This window comes from Thiosulfatimonas sediminis (genome assembly GCF_011398355.1).
Lineage (GTDB): Bacteria > Pseudomonadota > Gammaproteobacteria > Thiomicrospirales > Thiomicrospiraceae > Thiomicrorhabdus > Thiomicrorhabdus sediminis_A.
In genome coordinates, this window is sequence record NZ_AP021889.1 from 2,416,372 (window position 1) to 2,437,270 (window position 20,899).

Below are 20,899 nucleotides of genomic sequence, written 5' to 3' on the forward strand. Positions count from 1 at the left end.
TTGCACTCGCCTACGGTCTGCGATGGGCACTCACAAATCAGATTTGATTGGAGACCCAATTCGCAAATAATGCCTGCACCAAAGTTAATTGGCGCAACCATCATTATAGAGATGACTGATCAACAACCAGGCCTGGACCCATTGTTGTAGAAATAGTCACTTTCTTAACGTAAGTTCCTTTAGCAGAAGCAGGTTTCGCTCTGACTAAGTCTTCCATTAAGGCATTTAAGTTTTCTTTAAGCTTGTCAGCATCAAACGCAACAGTACCGATTGCAGCGTGGATGATACCTGCCTTATCAGCACGGAAACGTACTTGACCGGCTTTCGCGTTTTTGATTGCGCCAACAACATCAGGTGTTACCGTACCCGTTTTCGGATTTGGCATTAGACCACGAGGACCTAAAACCTGACCAAGCATACCAACAACACGCATCGCGTCTGGAGAAGCGATAACCACGTCAAAGTTCATCATGCCGCCTTTGATTTCAGCAGCCAGATCTTCCATACCAACGAAATCCGCACCCGCTTCTTTCGCAGCTGCCGCATTCGCTTCACCGGTAAATACCGCAACACGTACATCTTTACCTGTACCGTTTGGCATAACCGTTGCGCCACGAACAACCTGATCAGATTTACGTGGGTCAATCCCTAGACGAATTGAAACATCAACTGATTCTACGAACTTAGACGTTGCTAGTTCTTTAACTAGATTCAAACCGTCGATAATATCGTAAGATGCATTACGGTTTACTTTTTCAGCAAATAGCTTTTGTTTTTTAGTCAGTTTTGCCATCGTATCAATCCTCAACCACTAGACCCATTGAACGAGCTGAACCGGCGATAATTTTTACCGCTGACTCCAAATCGTTCGCGTTTAGATCAGCCATCTTAGTGTTAGCGATCTCTTCTAGTTGTGCACGAGTAACAGTACCAACCTTGTTCAAGTTAGGCACCGGAGAACCTGACTTGATACCAGCCGCTTTTTTCAGCAGGATAGACGCGGGAGGCGTCTTCATGATGAAGGTAAACGACTTGTCTGCGTAAACAGTAATAACAACTGGAATCGGCAAGCCTTTTTCCATTGTTTGAGTCTGCGCGTTAAACGACTTACAGAACTCCATGATGTTCACACCTTTTTGACCTAACGCAGGACCAACTGGTGGACTTGGGTTTGCACTACCTGCAGCAACCTGCAACTTGATATAACCTGTGACCTTCTTAGCCATGATTCTCTCCTAAATGGGTCAAACGCCTTACGGCTCCCCGTTTCAATTTACCGAAACTTATTTAAATCTTTTCTACTTGGGTAAACTCAAGTTCAACCGGTGTAGAACGACCAAAAATAAGCACCGATACTTGTAACTTGTTCTTGTCGTAATCGACGCCTTCAACAACCGCTTCAAAGTCTTTGAAAGGCCCATCAACAACACGTACCATTTCACCGGCTTCATAAATCACTTTCGGGCGCGGCTTATCCGTATTGGTGCTCACGCGCTCAAGAATACGATCCACTTCACGCTGCGTAATCGGCGCTGGACGATCTGACGTACCACCGATAAAACCCATCACATTTGGAACACTCTTAACCAAATGCCAAGTCTCTTCGTTCATTTCCATCTGCACCAAGACATAACCAGGAAAAAACTTACGCTCAGAAGTACGCTTCTTACCATCACGAATTTCAACCACTTCCTCAGAAGGGACCAAAATATCGCCAAACATCAAGCCAAGATCGGCGCGCTGAATATATTCAGCAAGCGCTTTTTGAACTTTTTTCTCATAGCCCGAATAAGCGTGAACTACATACCAACGTTGAGCCATCTTAACCACCCTGTCCTGTTAATAGCTTGACTGCCCATAAAAAGAACATATCAACCAACCATAAGAAGATACCCATCAAAATCACCACGACAAACACAATCAAGGTCATTTGTACGGTTTCTGGACGAGTCGGCCACACAACTTGGCGCACTTCACGTTTCGCATGCGAAATGTATTGAAACCAGTTTTTACCGATAGTTGTCTGGTAAAAAATAAATATTGCGACTGCAGCACCGGCAACCATACCTAAAACACGTACCACTGCATGTGCTTGATCAAAGGTGTAGTAACCAATCAAGGTTGCAACCAAGACTGCCAATGACGCGACCAATTTCATCGTATCTAAAGATGAATTCGCGCTTTTTGTTTCTTGTTCTTTACTCATAAAATCTATCAGTTCAGGTAAAAAAACGACCCGCATTTCGCAAAAAATGCAGGTCGTTATTGAATATGGCAGGGGTAGAGGGATTCGAACCCCCAACACCCGGATTTGGAATCCGGTGCTCTACCAATTGGAGCTATACCCCTGTAGGCTTTCGCAGAAAAGCGGCATTATACAGCCACTCTTCCACCGGAGCAAGTCTTAAGCAAGAATTTTTGCTACAACACCTGCACCAACAGTACGACCACCTTCACGGATTGCGAAACGTAGACCTTCTGACATTGCGATTGGGTTGATCAATTCAATTGTCATCTGTACGTTATCACCAGGCATAACCATCTCAATACCTTCTGGCAATTGACATGCACCTGTTACGTCCGTTGTACGGAAGTAAAACTGTGGGCGGTAACCGTTGAAGAATGGCGTATGACGACCACCTTCATCTTTTGATAGTACGTAGATTTCTGACTCAAATTTAGTGTGCGGCTTAACCGAACCTTTGTGAGCTAGAACTTGACCACGCTCGATGTCTTCACGCTTTGTACCACGTAGTAGAATACCTACGTTATCCCCTGCTTCACCTTGGTCAAGCAGTTTACGGAACATTTCAACACCGGTTACTGTCGTCTCTTGAGTATCACGGATACCAACGATTTCAACTGTCTCACCAACTTTGATGATACCTGTCTCGATACGTCCTGTTGCTACCGTTCCACGACCTTGGATAGAGAAGATGTCTTCTACTGGCATTAGGAATGGCTTGTCTGTTTCACGAGTCGGCTCTGGGATGTAGCTGTCTAGTGCGTCAACCAATTCACCAATCTTAGCAACGTAAGCTTCGTCACCTTCGATTGCTTTTAGAGCAGAACCGATAATGACTGGCGTGTCGTCACCAGGGAAGTCGTATTCGTCAAGAAGCTCACGGATTTCCATCTCGACTAGCTCTAGTAGCTCTTCGTCATCAACCATGTCTGCTTTGTTTAGGAATACAACGATGTATGGTACACCAACCTGACGTGATAGCAGGATGTGCTCACGCGTTTGTGGCATCGGGCCATCTGCTGCTGAACATACTAGGATTGCACCGTCCATCTGTGCCGCACCCGTGATCATGTTTTTAACATAATCCGCGTGTCCTGGGCAGTCAACGTGCGCGTAGTGACGAGCCGCTGACTCGTATTCTACGTGGGCAGTTGAAATCGTGATACCACGCTCACGCTCTTCTGGAGCGTTGTCGATTGAACCGTAATCTTTAACGTCGCCACCGAATTTCGCACCTTGTACGATTGTTAGTGCCGCAGTAAGAGTTGTCTTACCATGGTCAACGTGACCGATAGTACCTACGTTTACGTGCGGTTTCGAACGTTCAAACTTTGCTTTTGCCATGATGCAAACTCCATATTAGCTGCGACCCTACCTTTCAGTGGAATCGTCGGCTTATCTCTAAACAAAACATAAAATGGAGCTTCCAACCAGAATCGAACTGGTGACCTCATCCTTACCATGGATGCGCTCTACCTACTGAGCTATGGAAGCAAGATAGTAAAAAAGGCTCTCTTTACTTCAAGAGAACCTTTCAAAAAAACTGGAGCGGGTAGGCGGAATCGAACCCCCATCTTCGGCTTGGAAGGCCGAGGTAATAGCCATTATACGATACCCGCATGGTGGAGGGTGGTGGATTCGAACCACCGAAGGCTGAGCCAGCGGATTTACAGTCCGCCCCCTTTGGCCGCTCGGGAAACCCTCCAAATTGTGGATGCGTATTTTAAAGCTTTTTATTTCAGAGTCAAGATAAAATTTAATTTATTTTTAAACTCGCTTTAAAATCGCTAAACTTCACTTAGGCGTGAAGTTTGTGGGTGCGGATTCTACAGACTAAACTCAAAAGCGCAAGCTTTTTTTCACAAAAAACTAAAAATTACCATTGAGCACACTGACTGCCAAGCCAATCGAACTGACCACTAACAGCATTGCCCCCATCACACGCTTGAATAACCGACTGTTATGCAAGATAAATTCGTGCGCTTTTAAACCGGCCACATGACCAATCGCGGCGACCGGAATCAACATCAATGCCGTTTGCCAGTGAATAGTAACATCAAGCATGACAAAGGTACTCATTTTGATCGACACCAAAATAAACCACAGCACAAACAGCGTGTTACGCAGTAAATGCTTGTCCACATGCCGGGCAAACACCGCTACCATTAATGGTGCGCCGGTCAAAGACGTACCGGCGACATAGCCCCCAAACACCAATAAAGTCCGATCAACCCATGAATTTTCTGAATGAATGGCTTTATCCAACATCCACATCATCGCGTAGAAAATGGTAATGCTGTACACAAACACCACTAACCAACTGGTCGGCAAACTCACCAAACCAAGCACCCCGAGTAATGTCGGTGGCAAAATCCAACCTAAACTGCGCTTTAGATAATCCCAATCCACTTTTTTCAACGCCTTGCTTAAGGTTAGGCTGGAAAAAAATAACAGATGAATGCCGATTATCGGCAACCAATACAACAGGTTATCTTCAATCATCAACATAAACGGCAGCCCTAAAGCCGCCCCGCCAAAGCCTAATCCGGTGCGCACAAACCCCGTCCACACAAAAATCAGCGCAATTAAAAACCACTCTAACGTGCTAAATTCCACAGCCATTCCTTTTCAGATTCATTATGGGCGTTACAATAGTCGGCAAAGTTTACGCTCGAGAAAATCAAATGCAAACACAATGCCAAATCGACAGCCTGCAAGTTATTTATCAAGACGAAGATTTAGTCGCTATCCACAAGCCTGCCGCTCTACTGGTGCATCGCTCGCCAATCGACAAGCACGAAACGCAATTCGCCGTTCAAATGACTCGCGATTTAATCAACCAAGAGGTTTTTCCTGTGCATCGTTTAGACAAAGCAACCTCTGGACTTCTGTTATTTGCACTCAATAAGGACGCCGCACGCCACCTTGGCGAGCAATTCCAAACCCATACCATTCAAAAAACCTATCATGCGTTGGTACGCGGCTGGACAAATGATAGCGGCGAAATCGACAAGCCGTTGCTGTATAAAAAAGACAAATATGGCGACCGCGACAAACAAGAACCGAGCGAAGCGCAAGAGGCCTTTACCGCTTACCGCACTTTAGGGCAAACGACACTCGATAAACCCCTCGGTAAATTTGAACAGCAACGCTACTCTTTTTTAGAACTCAAACCCAAAACTGGACGTAAACATCAGATTCGCCGCCATTTAAACGGCATTAGCCACCCGATTATCGGTGACGTCAGCTATGGCGACCGAAATCACAATCACCTTTTTAATGATTGGCGCGGCTATCACCGACTGTATCTTGCGGCGACCTCTCTAACCTTTAGTCATCCACACACAGAACAGAGCATGACCATTCAAGCGCCACTGCAAAATGACTTTGTGCAAACATTACTGGCGCTAAATCTAAACTGCGCTCTTAACCAAATTCACGACTAAACCACCATGCAATATTCCGACCACTGGCAATCCCTCATCGACTTTGATCAACAGCACATTTGGCATCCTTATGCGCCTTCACCCAATCCGGTGCCGCCGATTGGCGTTAAATCCACGCAAGGCTCGCTGATTACGCTAGCCGATGATCGCCAAGTGGTGGATGGCATGAGTTCTTGGTGGGCGGCGATACACGGCTATAACCATCCAAAAATCAATGCGGCGATGAAAGCGCAGATCGACACCATGCCGCACATTATGTTTGGCGGCCTGACCCACGAACCGGCAGTGGAACTGGCCAAACGTTTGGTTAAGCTTACGCCAGAGGGCTTAAACAAGGTGTTTTTTGCCGACTCTGGTTCGGTGTCGATGGAAGTGGCGATCAAGATCGCTTTGCAATACTGGATCAGCCAAGGCAAATCACAAAAAAACCGAATGCTGTCGATTCGTAACGGCTATCACGGCGACACCTTTGCCACCATGGCCGTTTGCGATCCCGTCAATGGCATGCACCATCTGTTTAATGATGTGCTACGAAAAAACCTTTTCGCACCTGCGCCGCAAATGGGCTTCGATATTCAATCCGACAATCAAGACGACTTCTCAGATATTCGCGAACTGCAAAAAATTCTACAACAGCATCATCAGGAAATCGCCGCCCTCACTCTGGAGCCAATTGTGCAAGGCGCTGGCGGCATGCGTTTTTACCGCCCTGCTTATCTGCAACAAGCCAAGGCGCTGTGTGAACAATATGATGTGCTATTGATTGCCGATGAAATCGCCACCGGCTTTGGACGCACTGGCAAGCTGTTTGCCTGTGAATGGGCAGGCATTACCCCGGATATTATGACCGTCGGCAAAGCGCTGACAGGTGGCAATTTGACCATGGCGGCGATGCTCTGCACCGATAAAGTCAGCGATACCATCTGCCAAGGCGAACCGGGCGTTTTAATGCACGGCCCGACTTTTATGGCCAATCCATTAGCTTGCGCCACCGCCATCGCTTCGATTGATTTACTGCTAGAAATCCCTTGGCAGGAAAATATCGCCACAATAGAACAACACCTAAAAACCGAACTCTCACCACTCGCAGAACTTGATGGCGTAAAAGACGTGCGTGTTATGGGCGCGATTGGCGTGGTCGAACTGGAAAGAAATGATTTAGGCTCACAAATCCAAGCCGCCTGCCTAGAAAACGGCGCATGGATTCGCCCGTTTGGAAAACTAATCTACACCATGCCGGCCTTTAATATTCCGCAACGGCAACTGCAAACGCTAACCGATGCGATCAACCAAGCGGTTAAGCACACACTCGCTAAACAGTAGGCTCCTTAAGCAACCTCTGCCAATGACTATCAAAGCGCGGAACCAAACCAAGCTTTAGACCCAAGGGTTTAAAGGCTTGGTTCATTACCGTAGTAAAAGACGACTAAGCTCCTTCTCCCAAATTTCGACCTCAGATTCGCCATAAGCACCCCATAAATGAGTGCCAAAATCACAACAATTGGCAACAACGCTATACTCCCTGTCAATGCGCTTTTTAATGCCATTTATCTCACCGACTTGTAAATAAGGCTCCAAATTTATTTGTACATTAGCAAGAATCAATTCTTTTGGTAATTTAAACTTATGGCTATCAACTAAAGTCTTAATATCAGCAACTTTTCCAACCTAGCTTTGCAGACAATTCTCACTTATGCAATATGTATAAGCACCTCGCAAATCAGAGTCTTCCATAATCGTGGCATTAAATACTACTCCTTTAAGGAAACAGGCCTGTAAATTAGTCGAGTCTAAATTTGCACCAGTGAAATCAGCATGATGAAGATTTGCATTTATCAAATTAGAGCCTTTTAGACTTACCGCTTGAAGTTTCGCACTTTTAAATATTGCTCTCTGAAGCTTTGCAAAATTTAAATCTGCCCCATGAAGTGATGCATTGCTAAATTGTGCTTGAACCGCACGTACCGACACCATGCGCGCACTTTGTAATTGAGCATCTCGAAAATTTGCCCTATATAAGTTAGAACTCAAAAAACTAACACCAATCAAACAGCTGTTTGAAAAATCTAATCCTCTTTCCTCTTTCTTATGCCTTAGATAGCAGTGCTGTAGATTCACACCTAGCAAACTTATTCCAGCTGTTGGAAAATCATGATTCACTAAAAGACAGAACCACTCTTCGGACGCGATTAGATTTATCTGTTTAGCTAAAGGGAAACCTTTAATGGCTTTTTGAATCTCACCGTAAGTTAAGGGCTCATTTTTCTCTTCAAACAACCGCAATATTTTTTGGTGCTCTGTTTTAAGAACACTGGTATAAATTTCAAAAGCACCACGTTTAAAGATTTCGCCAAACTCTCCCTTCAGATATGGACGTAAAGAATGTAGAGCCATTATTTGAAGGGTTTCAGCTTGTTTAGTCTGAGTTAATTTTTGACTCTTCTTTATTTTCTTTTCTTTTTTCTGTCTGATCCCTGAATAGCTAAACTCAAGCTCTTCTGTAGATTCTTCTAAAAGATAGCCATCTGCAATATTGCCTGTTGCCCATTCCTGCAGCTTTTGGAATTCTTTTAGAGTCACGTCATGATTTTGACGCTCAAGCTGATAGACATTGTTCTGATCGCGAAAATACCAAATAAAAAGTGCAACCAAAGCAGTTACCGACAAAGTAGCAAGAGAAGCTGTAACATTTTTCTCATCCTTAAATTGCCAATAAATAACCACTGCAATCAGCAGTGAGAAAAACCCGACAATGGTCATCAATGCAAATCTATATTGAGAATTAAACCTTATGTGCTTTACCGCATACTTACTTTTCAAAAACTTAATTTTTTGTTCATGACTTAGTGCTGCAAACTCGCCACTTTTTTCGTCTTCAACCCTCAAATAAGGCTCTCCAATATACAAATGCCAGTTACTCACAAAGACATTCAGCCTCTTACATTTTCTATAAATAGCTGAAAAAATACTTCTCCCACCAATGAACATTCTCCATATCAAAAACACAACCGTTTGAACTGGTCTAATAGCAGTGGACACTTTTATAAGAGACAATAGATGTTGTCGAACTAGGAGTGATCATGAGTCAAAAGAGAACTTATAAAACTTACACCGATGAGTTTAAAAAAGAAGCCGTCGCGTTGGTAACGGATCAAGGTTACAGTGTGGCAGAGGCGGCTGAATCCTTAGGTGTCAGAACGAATTTGATTTACAAGTGGAAAGAGAAGTTTGAAGCCCAAGCCAATGGGTCAGCACTGAGTCAGGATGAACGCGCTGAGTTGAAACAGTTGCGCGCTGAAAACAAGCGCTTAAAACTCGAAAAAGAGATCTTAAAAAAAGCTTCAGCCCTTCTGGCGCAAGACATCCGATAACGTTTTCATTCATGGATGAATTGATTCAGGAGGGCTTGCCAGTTAAGCCTGTGAGCCAAGTGTTGAAACTCAGTCGTTCAGGCTATTACGCATGGAAAAAACGACCTAAAAAGGCAATCAAGACAGAACAACTTGAACTCTATCGTACAGCCAAACAGCTCTTCAAAGAGAGCCGTGACAGTTTGGGCTCTCGTGAACTCGCCAAAGCCCTTCGTAAGGCTGGGTTTCTCGTCAGCCGAGAGAAAGCACGTCGGCTCATGAAAACACTGGGATTAGTCGTCAAACAGCGTCGAGCTTATAAAATAACGACTAAGCGTAACCTGACACATCGAGTGGCGGATAACTTGGTTAAGATGAAGTTCAATCCAAGCGCGATGAATCAAGTTTGGGCAGGCGATATTACCTACTTGAAAACACCTGAAGGTTGGCTGTATTTGAGTGTCGTAATGGACCTGTATTCTCGCCGCATTATCGGTTGGGCCGTGAGTGAACGAATGACGGTCGAACTCGTCATGCAATCCTTACAGCAAGCGTATTGGCTACGAGGGCATCCCAAAGGCGTGATTTTTCACAGTGATCGTGGTTCTCAGTACACGAGCAAACGGTTTGCCACACTACTGGCTAAGCAAAATATGACAGCCTCTATGGGCGATGTCGGAGCCTGTTGGGATAATGCCGTTGTTGAACGATTTTTTGGCAGCTTAAAACATGACTGGCTGTTTAAAGCCTATCATCCAACACGCGAGAGCATGAAAAAAGACGTAGCAGATTACATGCGTTACTACAACTTAAAAAGGCTTCATACTGCGAACGGTGATTTGACGCCGATTGAGTATGAAAATTGTAAAAACCAAGTGTCCAAAAAAGCTTGACCAGAACAAAGCGCAAATGAGATAAACACCAAAGTTAATACATCAAGATAACTGTTTCTGAAAACTTCCATAAACCACCTTTAAAATAACGCACTTTATTCTAGGCGTTTTTAAGCGACAATCCGCTGTAATTTTTCGTCGGGAGTGAAAAGCGGAAAATAAATCCGCCGAGGGGTTTATTTTTGTAGCGAAAATCTGATTTCCCGATAAAATTCAAATTTTTAGCCTCGCCTTTCTGGGCCCTTCTTGAGACATACCCGTGACACAAACCGCCGCTGCCAATAGTCCTGACGATCCTTTACGTTTTGCCGAGTTTATCGACCTGCTTAAATCCTTAATTCGCGAACCGTCCGTGGTCGGTGCCGAGCATTCGTTTTTTCGGGTATTACAGCGCGAGCTGGAAGAGCGCGGTGCGAAGGTGACGTGGTATGAAGGTTTGCTGGTCGCGCAAGGCCGCCATCCGCATAGCTCTATGTTCTCCAGTCACATCGACCGCCACGGATTGATTTGCACCGGCCCGAACGAGTTTCAGTTTGCCGCGTTTGTCGCCGGCCAAATGACGGATTTGCTCGGGAAATCGGTCAGCGAGGAGTTGATGCAAACCTTGATGAATCGCTTCGATAACACGCCAGTGATCGCTTATGAACCTTGGTCGGGCGCTTATCGCGGCCGCGGTATTATCAACAACGCTTACATTTGCGAATACCGCAATAACTTGATTTTTGAAGTCGCGCGCTTGGAGCATGTGGTAGCCGGCACGCCGGTGGGATTTTTAGACAAATTGAAAATCGACAACGGCCTGCTTTCCGGCCAGTTAGACAATGTTTTGACCGCAGCCGCTTTAGTACATCTGTTCAGCTTAGGCTATCAAGGCACGGCATTTTTTACCGCCGAAGAGGAATCCGGCGGCAGTTGGCGCTATCTTCTGGAATGGTTCCGCCGTTTCGGCGGCTCGACCAACGAACTGTATGTGGTCGATACCAGCCCGTACAAAAACCGCGACGAAGCCGACAAACAACAAGTGGTACTGCGTAACCGTGACGAATTTGCCGAATTTAACATCCAAACCACGCAAAACCTTGCACAAGTCTGCGAAGACCTTGGGATCAGCTACGGTTTTAAAGATCACTATATCGAGCAGATTAATCGTGATAACCAAGGCACCGAGAAAGCGCCGATGAGCCTCGGGCGCACCGAGCTTGGACGCATCACCGATAAATCCAACGGTTTGGTCCACGGTACAACCTTGCAAATCCCGACTACCGGCTACCACACCATGAACGAAACAGCGTCCATCGAGAGCACCAAAGCGTTTATTCGCGTGTTGATGAAACTCGCGCTGTTATCGCAGTAGCTGGGTGCCCGAACACACCTTCAAACCAACCCTCAAACCCATAGCAACCGCAAAACTTACTTGTTTGACTGACTCTCAGAGAGCTTGTCAAAGAAGTAATGCGACTGGGCAATCACTGCCAGCACCGGCACGATCAGTCCCATAATCGGCAGTAAGCTAAGCGAAAAAATCCCGGCTTGCGCGCCGGTCGGCGTCCAATTCGTCGATGAGCTATGCTGCTCGTAAACCGCTTGCGGCAGAATCACCATGCCGACATCTAACACCACCGAGTAGCGGAAGAACATAAACCCAAGCAGCCAGAACCAAACAATGTTGATTACCGGAATAAACAACATCGGAATCGTCACCAAGAACAGCAATAACATACCCAAGGCGTATTTAAATATTTTCCACAGCATGGTCGCCATAGAGCCATGCCCTTGATATTCCAATCCCGGGTAATTCAAATCACGCACCGCTTTAACCAAGGCATCGGTCATAAAGCCGGTGATAATCATTGCGAAAATCAGAATCAGATAACTGCCGAGTAAGAAGCCCAAAATACCGGCCACCAGCGTCACCACAAAACCGGTCACCCACAGCAAAATCCCGCCGATGAGCGGAATCGAACCAATCGTCTCTTCCGCGCTGTCCATCGACTGCTGCATTTCCAACACCATCGGATTTTGGGTAATAAAATCGCTGAAAATAAAGAAACCGAAAATGCCATAACCCAGCAACGACACCATAATAATCGCCGCCACAAACGGAATCGCCATTAACAACAGAATTTTCGGCGAACGTAAATCGCCCAGCGTTTTAAGCCATAAATCAAACATAGTCTAACTCTTAATCAAAAAAGCAGCCAAACTCGCGCTTGGCTGCTTAGTGAGACACAGAAACAAGTCCCATTAAATTAAAAACACCTTGCGGGTAATTATTTAATCCAAATCGACTTCACATTGGTGAATTCGCGAATCCCTTGCACCGAAAGCTCTCGTCCGTAACCAGAATTTTTCACCCCGCCGAACGGCATACGCGGATCGGAGAAGGTGATGCTATTCACAAAAGTCGCTCCCGACTCCATGCCTCGCGCCATTGTCTCCGCTGTGGCCATGTCCGATGTCCAAATCGAACCACCGAGTCCGAAATCCACCGAGTTGGCAATGCCTAAAGCGTGCGCTGGTTCCGTTGATTTAATCACAATTGCCACGGGCCCGAAAAACTCCTCATACCACGCTGGCATACTGCTGTTCACATCTGTCAGAATGGTCGGCGCATAGTAACAACCCTCGCGATCCAACTGATAACCACCGCATACCAAGGTCGCCCCCATTTCAACCGAATGCATCACTTGCTCGTGCAGTTCGTCCAGCAAATCTTGTCGCGCCATCGGCGCTAAAGTCGTTTCCGGATCCATCGGGTCGCCGGCGACAAAATGTCCTTCGACCGCCTCTTTAAACATGGCAATGAATTTATCCGCTTGCATCTGGTCAACGATAAAGCGTTTCGAGGCGATACAACTCTGCCCCATATTCAAAAAACGCCCTTTAACCGCATTCTCTACCGCCACCTGCATACTGGCATCGTCCAAGACGATAAACGCATCCGACCCACCTAGTTCCAACACCGTCTTTTTCAGTTCAGAACCGGCAATCGCCGCCACCTGCCGTCCAGCGTTTTCCGACCCTGTCAGGGTAACCGCCTTAACCATCGGATGACGAATCACCTGTTCAACCTTGTCAGAACCGATCATTAAAGTAGAAAACACAAAATCCGGGAAGCCGGCTTTGCGAAACACTTCTTCAATCGCCAAAGCGCACTGCGGTACATTCGATGCGTGTTTGAGCAGCCCCGTATTGCCGGCAATCAACGCCGGTGCGGCAAAACGAAATACCTGCCAAAACGGGAAATTCCACGGCATTACCGCAAACACCACACCCAGAGGCAGATACGCCACGTAGCTTTTGGACGCATCGGTTTGCACCGGCTCATCCGCCAAGTATGCCGGCCCATGCTCGGCATAAAACTCGCAGACCCATGCGGATTTTTCCACTTCGGCTTTCGCTTCCGCATAAGTCTTGCCCATTTCCAGAGTGATCAGTTCCGCCAGTAAATCGACATCGTCGCGCAACACATCCGCCACACGGCGCATCAAAGTACAACGGTCTTCAATCGGCGTCAGCTTACCCCAATCACCGAACATATAACCGGCTTGGGTCACCACATAATCGAGGGTTTCGTCATCCCAAGTTTCGATTTCGAACAGCAGTTCGCCGTTGGCCGGATTAATTGATTGCATCATTTTTGGTGTTCTCCTTTGGCGCGTGCCTTAACGGTCAAACAGTAGACGTTGTCCCGGGCTAAATTCAGCAAACTCACCTTGATAGTATTTCAGTTCGCCGGAGACAAAAGTACCCACAACCGTATTGCTGAACTCGTGCCCTTCCCACGGTGACCAACCGCATTTATAAAGCACCTCTTCTTTTTTATCGACGTGCGGCTTGTGCAAGTCAACCAAAACCAAGTCTGCCCAGTAACCTTCGCGAATATAACCGCGACCATCAATTTCAAACAAATCGGCCACATTGTGCGCCATCTTCTCGACCACCTGTTCAAGGGTGAAGACCCCTTGCGCCACTAAATCCAACAGCACATTCAACGATTTCTGTACCTGCGGTAGACCGGCCGGTGCAGAGAAATAAGGGTTGTGTTTTTCTTCTTCCAGATGCGGCGCATGGTCGGTGGCGACCACATCAATGCGCCCGTCAATCAACGCTTGGCGCACGGCATCGCGGTCGGCTTGCGTTTTAATCGCCGGATTACACTTAATAAAGTGGCCTTTCTCGGCATAATCTTTATCCGAGAACCACAAATGATGGGTACAGGCCTCTGCGGTAATTTGCTTACCTTTGACCGGCCCGGGCTCAAACAGTTCCAACTCATCTGCGGTGGTGATATGCAAAATATGCAGACGTGCGCCGGTCTCTTTTGCCAGTTTCACCGCCATGGATGAAGACTTATAACAGGCTTCGTGAAAACGGATTTTAGGATGCTCTTCTGCCGGAATGTCTTCGCCGAATTTTTCCAACCACTGGGCTTCGCGCTCTTTAATCATCGGCGTATCTTCACAATGGGTGGCGATAAGCGTTGGGCTGTGGGTAAAAATACCGCGCAGGGCATCTTCTTGGTCAACCAACATATTCCCCGTTGACGAGCCCATAAAGACTTTCACGCCGCACACGGTTTTCGGGTTCACTTTTTTAATCTCTTCGACATTGTCATTGGTGCCGCCAAAATAAAAAGAGTAGTTCGCCCAAGACTTTTGCGCGCCAATGGCATACTTCTCTTCCAGCAAATCAATCGTCACCGTCGGCGGCTTGACGTTCGGCATTTCCATAAACGAGGTCGTGCCACCAGCCACCGCCGCTTTCGATTCGGTGCCGATATCGGCTTTGGCGGTCAGCCCCGGCTCGCGAAAATGCACCTGGTCGTCAATGAAACCCGGCAACAAATGCAAACCTTGTGCATCAATCACCTCCACGCCTTGCGGGGGAGCCATGGCAGCATCAATTTTGGCAATGCGCCCGTTTTCGACTAAAACGTTGGTCAGGCACTGTTTGCCTTCATTGACCATGGTGGCTTGTGAAATGAAATAGCGTTTCGCTGACATAGGCATCCTCTTTCTAATCAGTGATGTTTACGGTCTCAGGGCGCTTGTAGCAGACAAATTCAGCCATCGCCCGTGCGCGCCGTGTAAATAAAATCAAACTGCCAACAGTTTAAACGATTCATCCAGCGCAGCTAAAAAATTGTCTTCAATTCACCCTATTTTTTGATTTAACCCATGCCATCACTAAGAAGACACAGATCAAGCCCCCATTGACTTAAGCGCGGGATTGCAAAGGGTAATTTCTAGGCTTACCTGGAAATGTATAGCCTTCGCTATGGATGAGAAACCCAACAACGAAGCGACCCTTGAAAGCCTCGCCTCAGGTGCTTGTTCAATAGGGGTTTAATCGAAGACGCCCTCTCGCTTGAAATTGACATACTTCAACTGTATCGCTGTCAATCAAACCGACTAACACGCTTTTTTGTACAATCCGATAAGCTCATCAAAATAACTGACTTGGCGAGCGATTTTTTCATTACACTGTATTTGAAAATAGCATTCCCCTACTGATTCTCAAAAAAAGCCTAATGCGATGATCCAACCACATAAACAGCCCTCGATTTGGGATAACACCGTCAAAAAATGGACGTGGCTATTAGCGCTGTTCTGGAGTTTAGCGTTTGTGTTTTTTCACATTCATTTACAGTCGGTTGATTTTCAACGCGAATTCAACCAAAAAGCCCAACAACTGCAACACAACTTACAACTTGAAGAACAAAAGTTACTTTCCATTTTGCAGTCGCTTAGCCAACAATATTCTGGCCATTTATTAAAAACCGATGCGGATATGCAAATTTTTGCCCAGGGCATACAACATAACCAAAATTATGTGCAGACCATCGGGTTAGCAACCCTCATCGAACAACAGGACAAAGCAAGCTTTGAAGCGCAGCGCCAAGCTCTTGGTTATGACGAATTTGTGATCGGCAACAAAGCCTTTTTTAAGGATGAAGTTGCTCCTAGCAATCCTTTGCATCATCTGGCAGTGACCCAAATCGAACCCGCAACGCCTTTTAATAAACGTTTATTGGCACAAGATTTATTTGCACTGCCGGAGATGCAATCCATTCTGCAGCGCAATATTGGCAATAACCAACCGTTTATTTATTGGGCAGAAGACGCCTCTCGGCAAGCTCCTTACGCCATTTTGCTCAATCCGGTCTATGCCAAAGAACCAAGCAAATTAAGCTTGGCAGAAAAACAGCAGATGATTAGCGGAGTAATGTTTTTTATCATTGACGCACAGGCGGCCATGGCGGAACCGATTATGACGCTGTTTTCCGACAACCAAGTCACCCTTAATTTTAAAGTGCGCAAAGCCAAAAGCGAGACACAATGGTTCTGGCAAAATCTAAACTTTGATAAAGACAGCTGGCATTATTGGCAGTCGTTTGGGCAAACCATTACGCCCTCGCAATACTGCAAAGCCTGCACCATCAAAATTAGCCAGTATTTAACTTGGCAACAAATCCACTGGCAAAATGCGTTGTTGTTCGGCTTACTCGGCCTACTGATTTTTTTACTGCTGACGCTGATTATTCTGAATATTCTGAGCAAAACTCAAACTTTGACTGAAATGCACAACCGATTGCAGGAAATTTTAACCTCCTCCCAAGAGGCGGTGATTATTACCGACAAAAATGGCAATATTCAGGTATGGAATCCAGCGGCAGAAGCCCTGTTTGGCTATAAATTTTCCGAAGTGTTTAATCAATCTCTGGTGCAATTGATTTTTGACCACCAAAGCCTCGACACCCTCTTTGGAATGTCCGGAAGTTTGCTTGATCTATTTGTGGTTTCACAGGAAAAACATTTTGTCACCCCCAAAGCATCCACGATGGAAATGCCGCTTAAAACCAAAGACAAACGCGACATTCTGGCGGAAATCTCATACTCCGTGCTGATTGTTAACCATGAACCAGAAATCAGCTTATTTATTAAAGACATCACCAGCCAGCGTGAAAACGAACGTGAGATTCGCCAATTTGCGTATTACGATGCGCTCACTCAGCTTGAAAACCGTGTGTTTTTTAAAAGCCAAGTGCAACAGCAAATCGAAGCCTATCCACAGCAAGAGTTCGCCATCATGTTTATGGATTTGGACGGTTTTAAACACGTCAACGACTCGCTTGGACACGATATTGGGGACGAGCTTTTAAAGGTCGTCGCCAAACGCCTTAATCACAATATCCGCGGGGTTGGGATACAGTCGCATATTGCGCGCTTTGGCGGCGATGAATTTGTCTTAATGTTACGCAACACCTCAGAAGAAAACATCGGCAAGGTCGCATTGCGCATTCTTGACAATATCGAACGCATTATCAATATTAACAACCATGAATTAAAAATCTCCGCCAGTATCGGCATCGCTTTTTATCCACAAGACGGCACCACGGTAGATACACTGTTGCGCTTGGCAGACACGGCGATGTATGAAGCGAAAGCTACCGGCAAAAATACTTATTCAGTCTATCAAGAAGAGATGGGACGCCATCTTTCCGCGCGAATCCAAATGGAAAAACATCTGCGCAACGCCATCCAACAGAACGAGCTGTACTTAATGTATCAACCCAAAATCGATTTGGGGAATGGTAAAGTCGTTGGGGTCGAAGCCTTATTACGCTGGCGCAATCCAAAACTGGGTCTCGTGCCACCCAATGTGTTCATTAAAATTGCCGAAGACAGTCGGATGATTATCCCAATCAGCGAATGGGTGATTCAGCAGACCATTTTGCAATTACAAGCTTGGCAAAAAACCGAATACAGTCACCTGTCGATCGCGGTCAACATCAGTTCCAATCAGTTTAGCCATGAGAACTTTATTAATGATTTAGCGCAAAAACTTGACGTTGCGGGGCTACCACGCCGCTTGCTGGAAATTGAACTGACCGAAAGCACCGTCATGACCAATGCCGACGAAAACATTAAACGCTTACAGTTACTACGCCATAAAGGCTTTGATTTAGCCGTTGATGATTTTGGGACGGGCTATTCCTCTCTTAGTTATCTCAAACGCTTCCCGTTAACAATTCTTAAAATTGATAAAAGCTTTGTCGATGGACTCCCCAAAGATGACGAAGATATTTCCATCAGCCAAGCGATTATTCAACTGGCGCACAGTTTGGAAATTAAAGTGGTTGCCGAAGGCATTGAGACCATCCAGCAATTGGAATTTTTACAACAGCAAAAATGTGAATATGGTCAAGGCTATTTTATTAGCCGTCCACTGGAAATTAACAATCTACACCCTTGGTTGGAGACCCACGGCAATAACTTTTACCAAAGCGACACCTATTTAAATGGTCTCAACAACAAAGAAGAGTAATCGATGCAACGCTGGAACCCACTATATTGGCTGTTTTATTTGATCATTCGCTTTTATCAACTGTTTATCAGCCCGCTGCTTGGACCACGCTGCCGTTTTTATCCAAGCTGTTCGCACTACACAATAGAAGCTCTGCAAACACACGGTGTTTTAAAAGGAAGTTGGCTCGCGCTGAAACGAATCAGCCGCTGCCACCCAGGTAATCCCGGTGGGATTGATTTTGTACCGCCTTGCGACTGCCAAAACAACAAAGAAACAACGGCGGATAAAGTGCCTGAAAAAACACCCAGCGCGTCGGTAAATAAAACGCCGCAAACGCCCGATTAAGCCGACATGCATAATCTACTAACAGGTGTTTGCACAGATAATAAATATTTCATCTTTTATCCTCGTAAACTGCGGATAATAGTGCCTGTTTGCGCATCAAACAAACCATAACGATTCAAACGGCGAATACATAGGAACAGTGGAATGAGTACAATCGACGTCAGCCAGAACGATTCTACCTGTAGCGAATACCCGCGCTACATTAATCGCGAGCAAAGTTTATTAGAGTTTAACCGCCGGGTTTTAGCCCAAGCGAAAAACTCTGATATTCCGCTGTTAGAACGCGTCAAATATCTGTGTATTTCAAGCAGTAATATGGATGAGTTTTTTGAAGTTCGTCTCGCCAGTCTATTGGAAATTATCAATCAACCCGGCGCACGCACACGCCCAGATGACATGGCCCCGCAAGATGCGATTGAGATGCTCTCAAAAACCGCCCATGAAATCGTGCAGATGCAATACAACACTCTTAATCATATTTTGATTCCTGAACTGCAAAAACAGGGCATCCGTTTTTTACGCCGCACTCACTGGAACGACACCCAACGCGCGTGGATTAAAAATTATTTTATCGAATCGCTTCATCCGGTGCTCAGCGCGGTCGGCTTAGATCCATCGCATCCTTTCCCGCGCGTACTCAACAAAAGCTTAAACTTTATTGTCTCGCTCGAAGGTGAAGATGCGTTTGGCCGCTCAAATGGTTTGGCGATCGTGCCTGTGCCGCGTTCGTTACCGCGAATTATTAAATTGCCGCCAGAAGCGACCGAAGGCGATAACGATTTTGTTTTTCTTTCATCGATTTTGCACTCACATGTTTCGTTGATGTTTCCAGGCATGACCGTCACAGGCTGCTACCAATTCCGGGTAACCCGTAACACCAACTTATTTATCGATGAAGAAGAAGTCGATGACATTATGAGCGCCTTACGCGGCGAACTCTCAAGTCGTGGTTACGGCGGTGCCATCCGCTTAGAAGTCGCGGATAACTGTCCACCGCACATGGTCGATTATCTGCTTGATCGCTTCAATCTCAGCGAAAGCGCACTGTACCAAGTACATGGCCCAGTGAATCTTCATCGCTTAAGCGCCGTACCCGATATGGCTAAGCGCCCTGATTTGCAATTTGAGCCATTCTCGCCAAAACTCTTAAGCAAAAAACCGGTGAAAAAATCCTTCAAACTGTTTACTCGCCAAAAGAAAAACGACTCGCTGTTTGCGCGCATTGCCACGCAAGATGTGCTGCTGCATCACCCTTACGAAGCGTTTTCACCGGTCATTGAATTTCTCCGCGAAGCCGCCAGCGATGCCAATGTTTTGGCAATCCGCATGACCTTATATCGCACCGGTGAAGACTCAGAAATCATCAAAGCCTTGATGAAGGCCGCGCAAAACGGCAAGGAAGTCACCGCCGTTGTCGAGCTACGCGCCCGTTTTGATGAAGACAACAACATCATTCAAGCGACCCGTCTGCAAGATGCCGGCGTACACGTAGTCTATGGCGTAGTGGGCTACAAAACTCATGCAAAAATGATTTTGGTGGTGCGACGTGAAAATGACCGCATAAAATATTACACCCATATGGGAACCGGTAATTATCACCATATTACCACCCGTTTTTATTCCGATTTTGGTCTCTTAACAGCCAGCCAAGCGATTGGTCGCGATGCTGCCAAGGTATTCCAACAGCTAACCAGCTTGGGGGAAACCAAAGATTTGGAAGTGTTATTACAGTCCCCGTTTACATTAATGTCCGGCATGCTAGAACGCATTGCACGTGAAGCCGACAACGCCCGCCAGGGTAAACCGGCGCGCATCATTGCCAAAATGAATGGCTTAGAAGAACAGCAGATTATTGACGCACTCTATGAGGCCTCTCAAGCGGGCGTGCGAATCGACTTAATTGTGCGCGGCATTTGCAGTTTACGTCCAGGCGTACCGGGACTCTCAGAAAACATTACTGTTACCTCGATTATCGGACGTTTTTTAGAGCATCACCGCATCTACTACTTTGAAAATAGCAGCGGCAAGCCCGAATTATTCTGTTCCAGTGCCGACTGGATGCGCCGTAACTTGCAGTCGCGCGTCGAAACATGCTTCCCAATTTTAGACCCAAATGTCTTTCAGCAAGTTTATACCGAGGGCTTGGCGATTTATCTGCAAGACAATGTCGGTGCTTGGAAACTGCAAAATGACGGCAGCTACCAACTGGCGACACCAGTCGGCCGCCCTGCCTATAGCGCACAAGACTACTTAGTTGAAAAATACCGTCAATAAGGAATTTAAAGGTCGCTCAGGCATTATCGATAA

General features: G+C 46.2%; 17 protein-coding genes and 4 tRNA genes. 7 read left to right on the top strand and 14 right to left on the bottom strand.

Annotation, left to right across the window (positions count from 1 at the left end; translation table 11 throughout):
* Positions 1-103: 103 nt before the first annotated feature.
* From rplA to HRR27_RS11395, 10 genes are all read right to left on the bottom strand, one after another.
* Entirely contained in the window at positions 104-793 is a 690-nt protein-coding gene (gene rplA, locus HRR27_RS11350; protein ID WP_173273912.1) for a 50S ribosomal protein L1, read from the bottom strand.
* Positions 794-797: 4 nt separating this feature from the next.
* Positions 798-1,226, bottom strand: a complete 429-nt coding sequence (gene rplK / locus HRR27_RS11355) for a 50S ribosomal protein L11 (protein ID WP_173273914.1) — start codon at positions 1,224-1,226, stop codon at positions 798-800.
* A 61-nt stretch (positions 1,227-1,287) separates the two neighbouring features.
* Positions 1,288-1,821 (bottom strand): transcription termination/antitermination protein NusG, encoded by a 534-nt coding sequence (gene nusG, locus HRR27_RS11360; RefSeq protein ID WP_173273916.1) that lies wholly within the window; start codon positions 1,819-1,821, stop codon positions 1,288-1,290.
* A 1-nt stretch (position 1,822) separates the two neighbouring features.
* A complete protein-coding gene (gene secE, locus HRR27_RS11365; protein ID WP_173273918.1) occupies positions 1,823-2,206 on the bottom strand; it encodes a preprotein translocase subunit SecE in 384 nt (127 codons plus the stop codon).
* A gap of 66 nt (positions 2,207-2,272) precedes the next feature.
* Positions 2,273-2,349: transfer RNA gene (locus HRR27_RS11370), tRNA-Trp, on the bottom strand.
* Positions 2,350-2,404: 55 nt separating this feature from the next.
* On the bottom strand, positions 2,405-3,589 hold the full coding sequence (gene tuf / locus HRR27_RS11375) for an elongation factor Tu (RefSeq protein WP_173273900.1): 1,185 nt from the start codon (positions 3,587-3,589) through the stop codon (positions 2,405-2,407).
* Positions 3,590-3,663: 74 nt separating this feature from the next.
* Positions 3,664-3,739, bottom strand: a tRNA-Thr gene (locus tag HRR27_RS11380).
* A 50-nt stretch (positions 3,740-3,789) separates the two neighbouring features.
* Positions 3,790-3,864, bottom strand: a tRNA-Gly gene (locus HRR27_RS11385).
* Position 3,865: 1 nt separating this feature from the next.
* A tRNA-Tyr gene (locus HRR27_RS11390) sits at positions 3,866-3,950 on the bottom strand.
* Between the two features lie 164 nt (positions 3,951-4,114).
* A complete protein-coding gene (locus HRR27_RS11395; RefSeq protein ID WP_173273921.1) occupies positions 4,115-4,867 on the bottom strand; it encodes a TSUP family transporter in 753 nt (250 codons plus the stop codon).
* A gap of 62 nt (positions 4,868-4,929) precedes the next feature.
* On the opposite strand from HRR27_RS11395, the gene HRR27_RS11400 reads away from it, so the two are divergent.
* Both HRR27_RS11400 and bioA read left to right on the top strand, forming a co-directional pair.
* Complete coding sequence (locus tag HRR27_RS11400; RefSeq protein ID WP_173273923.1) at positions 4,930-5,691, top strand: pseudouridine synthase; 762 nt, start codon at positions 4,930-4,932, stop codon at positions 5,689-5,691.
* A 6-nt stretch (positions 5,692-5,697) separates the two neighbouring features.
* Positions 5,698-7,014, top strand: coding sequence for an adenosylmethionine--8-amino-7-oxononanoate transaminase (gene bioA, locus HRR27_RS11405; protein ID WP_173273926.1), 1,317 nt, complete (start codon positions 5,698-5,700; stop codon positions 7,012-7,014).
* Positions 7,015-7,359: 345 nt separating this feature from the next.
* Here bioA and HRR27_RS11410 read toward each other — a convergent pair whose 3' ends face one another.
* Positions 7,360-8,613: a pentapeptide repeat-containing protein gene (locus HRR27_RS11410; protein ID WP_173273928.1), complete on the bottom strand. Its 1,254-nt coding sequence runs from the start codon at positions 8,611-8,613 to the stop codon at positions 7,360-7,362.
* A gap of 158 nt (positions 8,614-8,771) precedes the next feature.
* Between HRR27_RS11410 and HRR27_RS11415 the strand changes: the two genes are divergently transcribed.
* Positions 8,772-9,934 (top strand): IS3 family transposase gene (locus HRR27_RS11415; RefSeq protein ID WP_173269189.1). Its coding sequence is split into 2 segments (ribosomal slippage): positions 8,772-9,048 and positions 9,048-9,934, totalling 1,164 coding nucleotides; the frame shifts between segments, so codons are not numbered across the junction.
* 259 nt (positions 9,935-10,193) lie between these two features.
* Positions 10,194-11,288, top strand: a complete 1,095-nt coding sequence (locus HRR27_RS11420) for a peptidase M42 (RefSeq protein ID WP_173273930.1) — start codon at positions 10,194-10,196, stop codon at positions 11,286-11,288.
* A 56-nt stretch (positions 11,289-11,344) separates the two neighbouring features.
* Here HRR27_RS11420 and HRR27_RS11425 read toward each other — a convergent pair whose 3' ends face one another.
* The 3 genes from HRR27_RS11425 to HRR27_RS11435 all read right to left on the bottom strand — a co-directional run bounded on the left by HRR27_RS11425 (position 11,345) and on the right by HRR27_RS11435 (position 14,940).
* Entirely contained in the window at positions 11,345-12,106 is a 762-nt protein-coding gene (locus HRR27_RS11425; RefSeq protein ID WP_173273932.1) for an EI24 domain-containing protein, read from the bottom strand.
* Positions 12,107-12,204: 98 nt separating this feature from the next.
* A complete protein-coding gene (locus HRR27_RS11430; RefSeq protein WP_197905409.1) occupies positions 12,205-13,572 on the bottom strand; it encodes an NAD-dependent succinate-semialdehyde dehydrogenase in 1,368 nt (455 codons plus the stop codon).
* 27 nt (positions 13,573-13,599) lie between these two features.
* Positions 13,600-14,940 (bottom strand): dihydroorotase, encoded by a 1,341-nt coding sequence (locus HRR27_RS11435; RefSeq protein ID WP_173273934.1) that lies wholly within the window; start codon positions 14,938-14,940, stop codon positions 13,600-13,602.
* Positions 14,941-15,472: 532 nt separating this feature from the next.
* Between HRR27_RS11435 and HRR27_RS11440 the strand changes: the two genes are divergently transcribed.
* The 3 genes from HRR27_RS11440 (at position 15,473) to ppk1 (ending at position 20,866) form a co-directional block, all read left to right on the top strand.
* Entirely contained in the window at positions 15,473-18,265 is a 2,793-nt protein-coding gene (locus HRR27_RS11440; RefSeq protein ID WP_173273936.1) for a bifunctional diguanylate cyclase/phosphodiesterase, read from the top strand.
* Positions 18,266-18,268: 3 nt separating this feature from the next.
* A complete protein-coding gene (gene yidD, locus HRR27_RS11445; RefSeq protein ID WP_173273938.1) occupies positions 18,269-18,592 on the top strand; it encodes a membrane protein insertion efficiency factor YidD in 324 nt (107 codons plus the stop codon).
* A gap of 144 nt (positions 18,593-18,736) precedes the next feature.
* The gene (gene ppk1 / locus HRR27_RS11450) at positions 18,737-20,866 is read left to right on the top strand and encodes a polyphosphate kinase 1 (RefSeq protein WP_173273940.1); all 2,130 of its coding nucleotides are present in this window, start codon (positions 18,737-18,739) and stop codon (positions 20,864-20,866) included.
* The last annotated feature ends 33 nt before the right edge of the window (positions 20,867-20,899 follow it).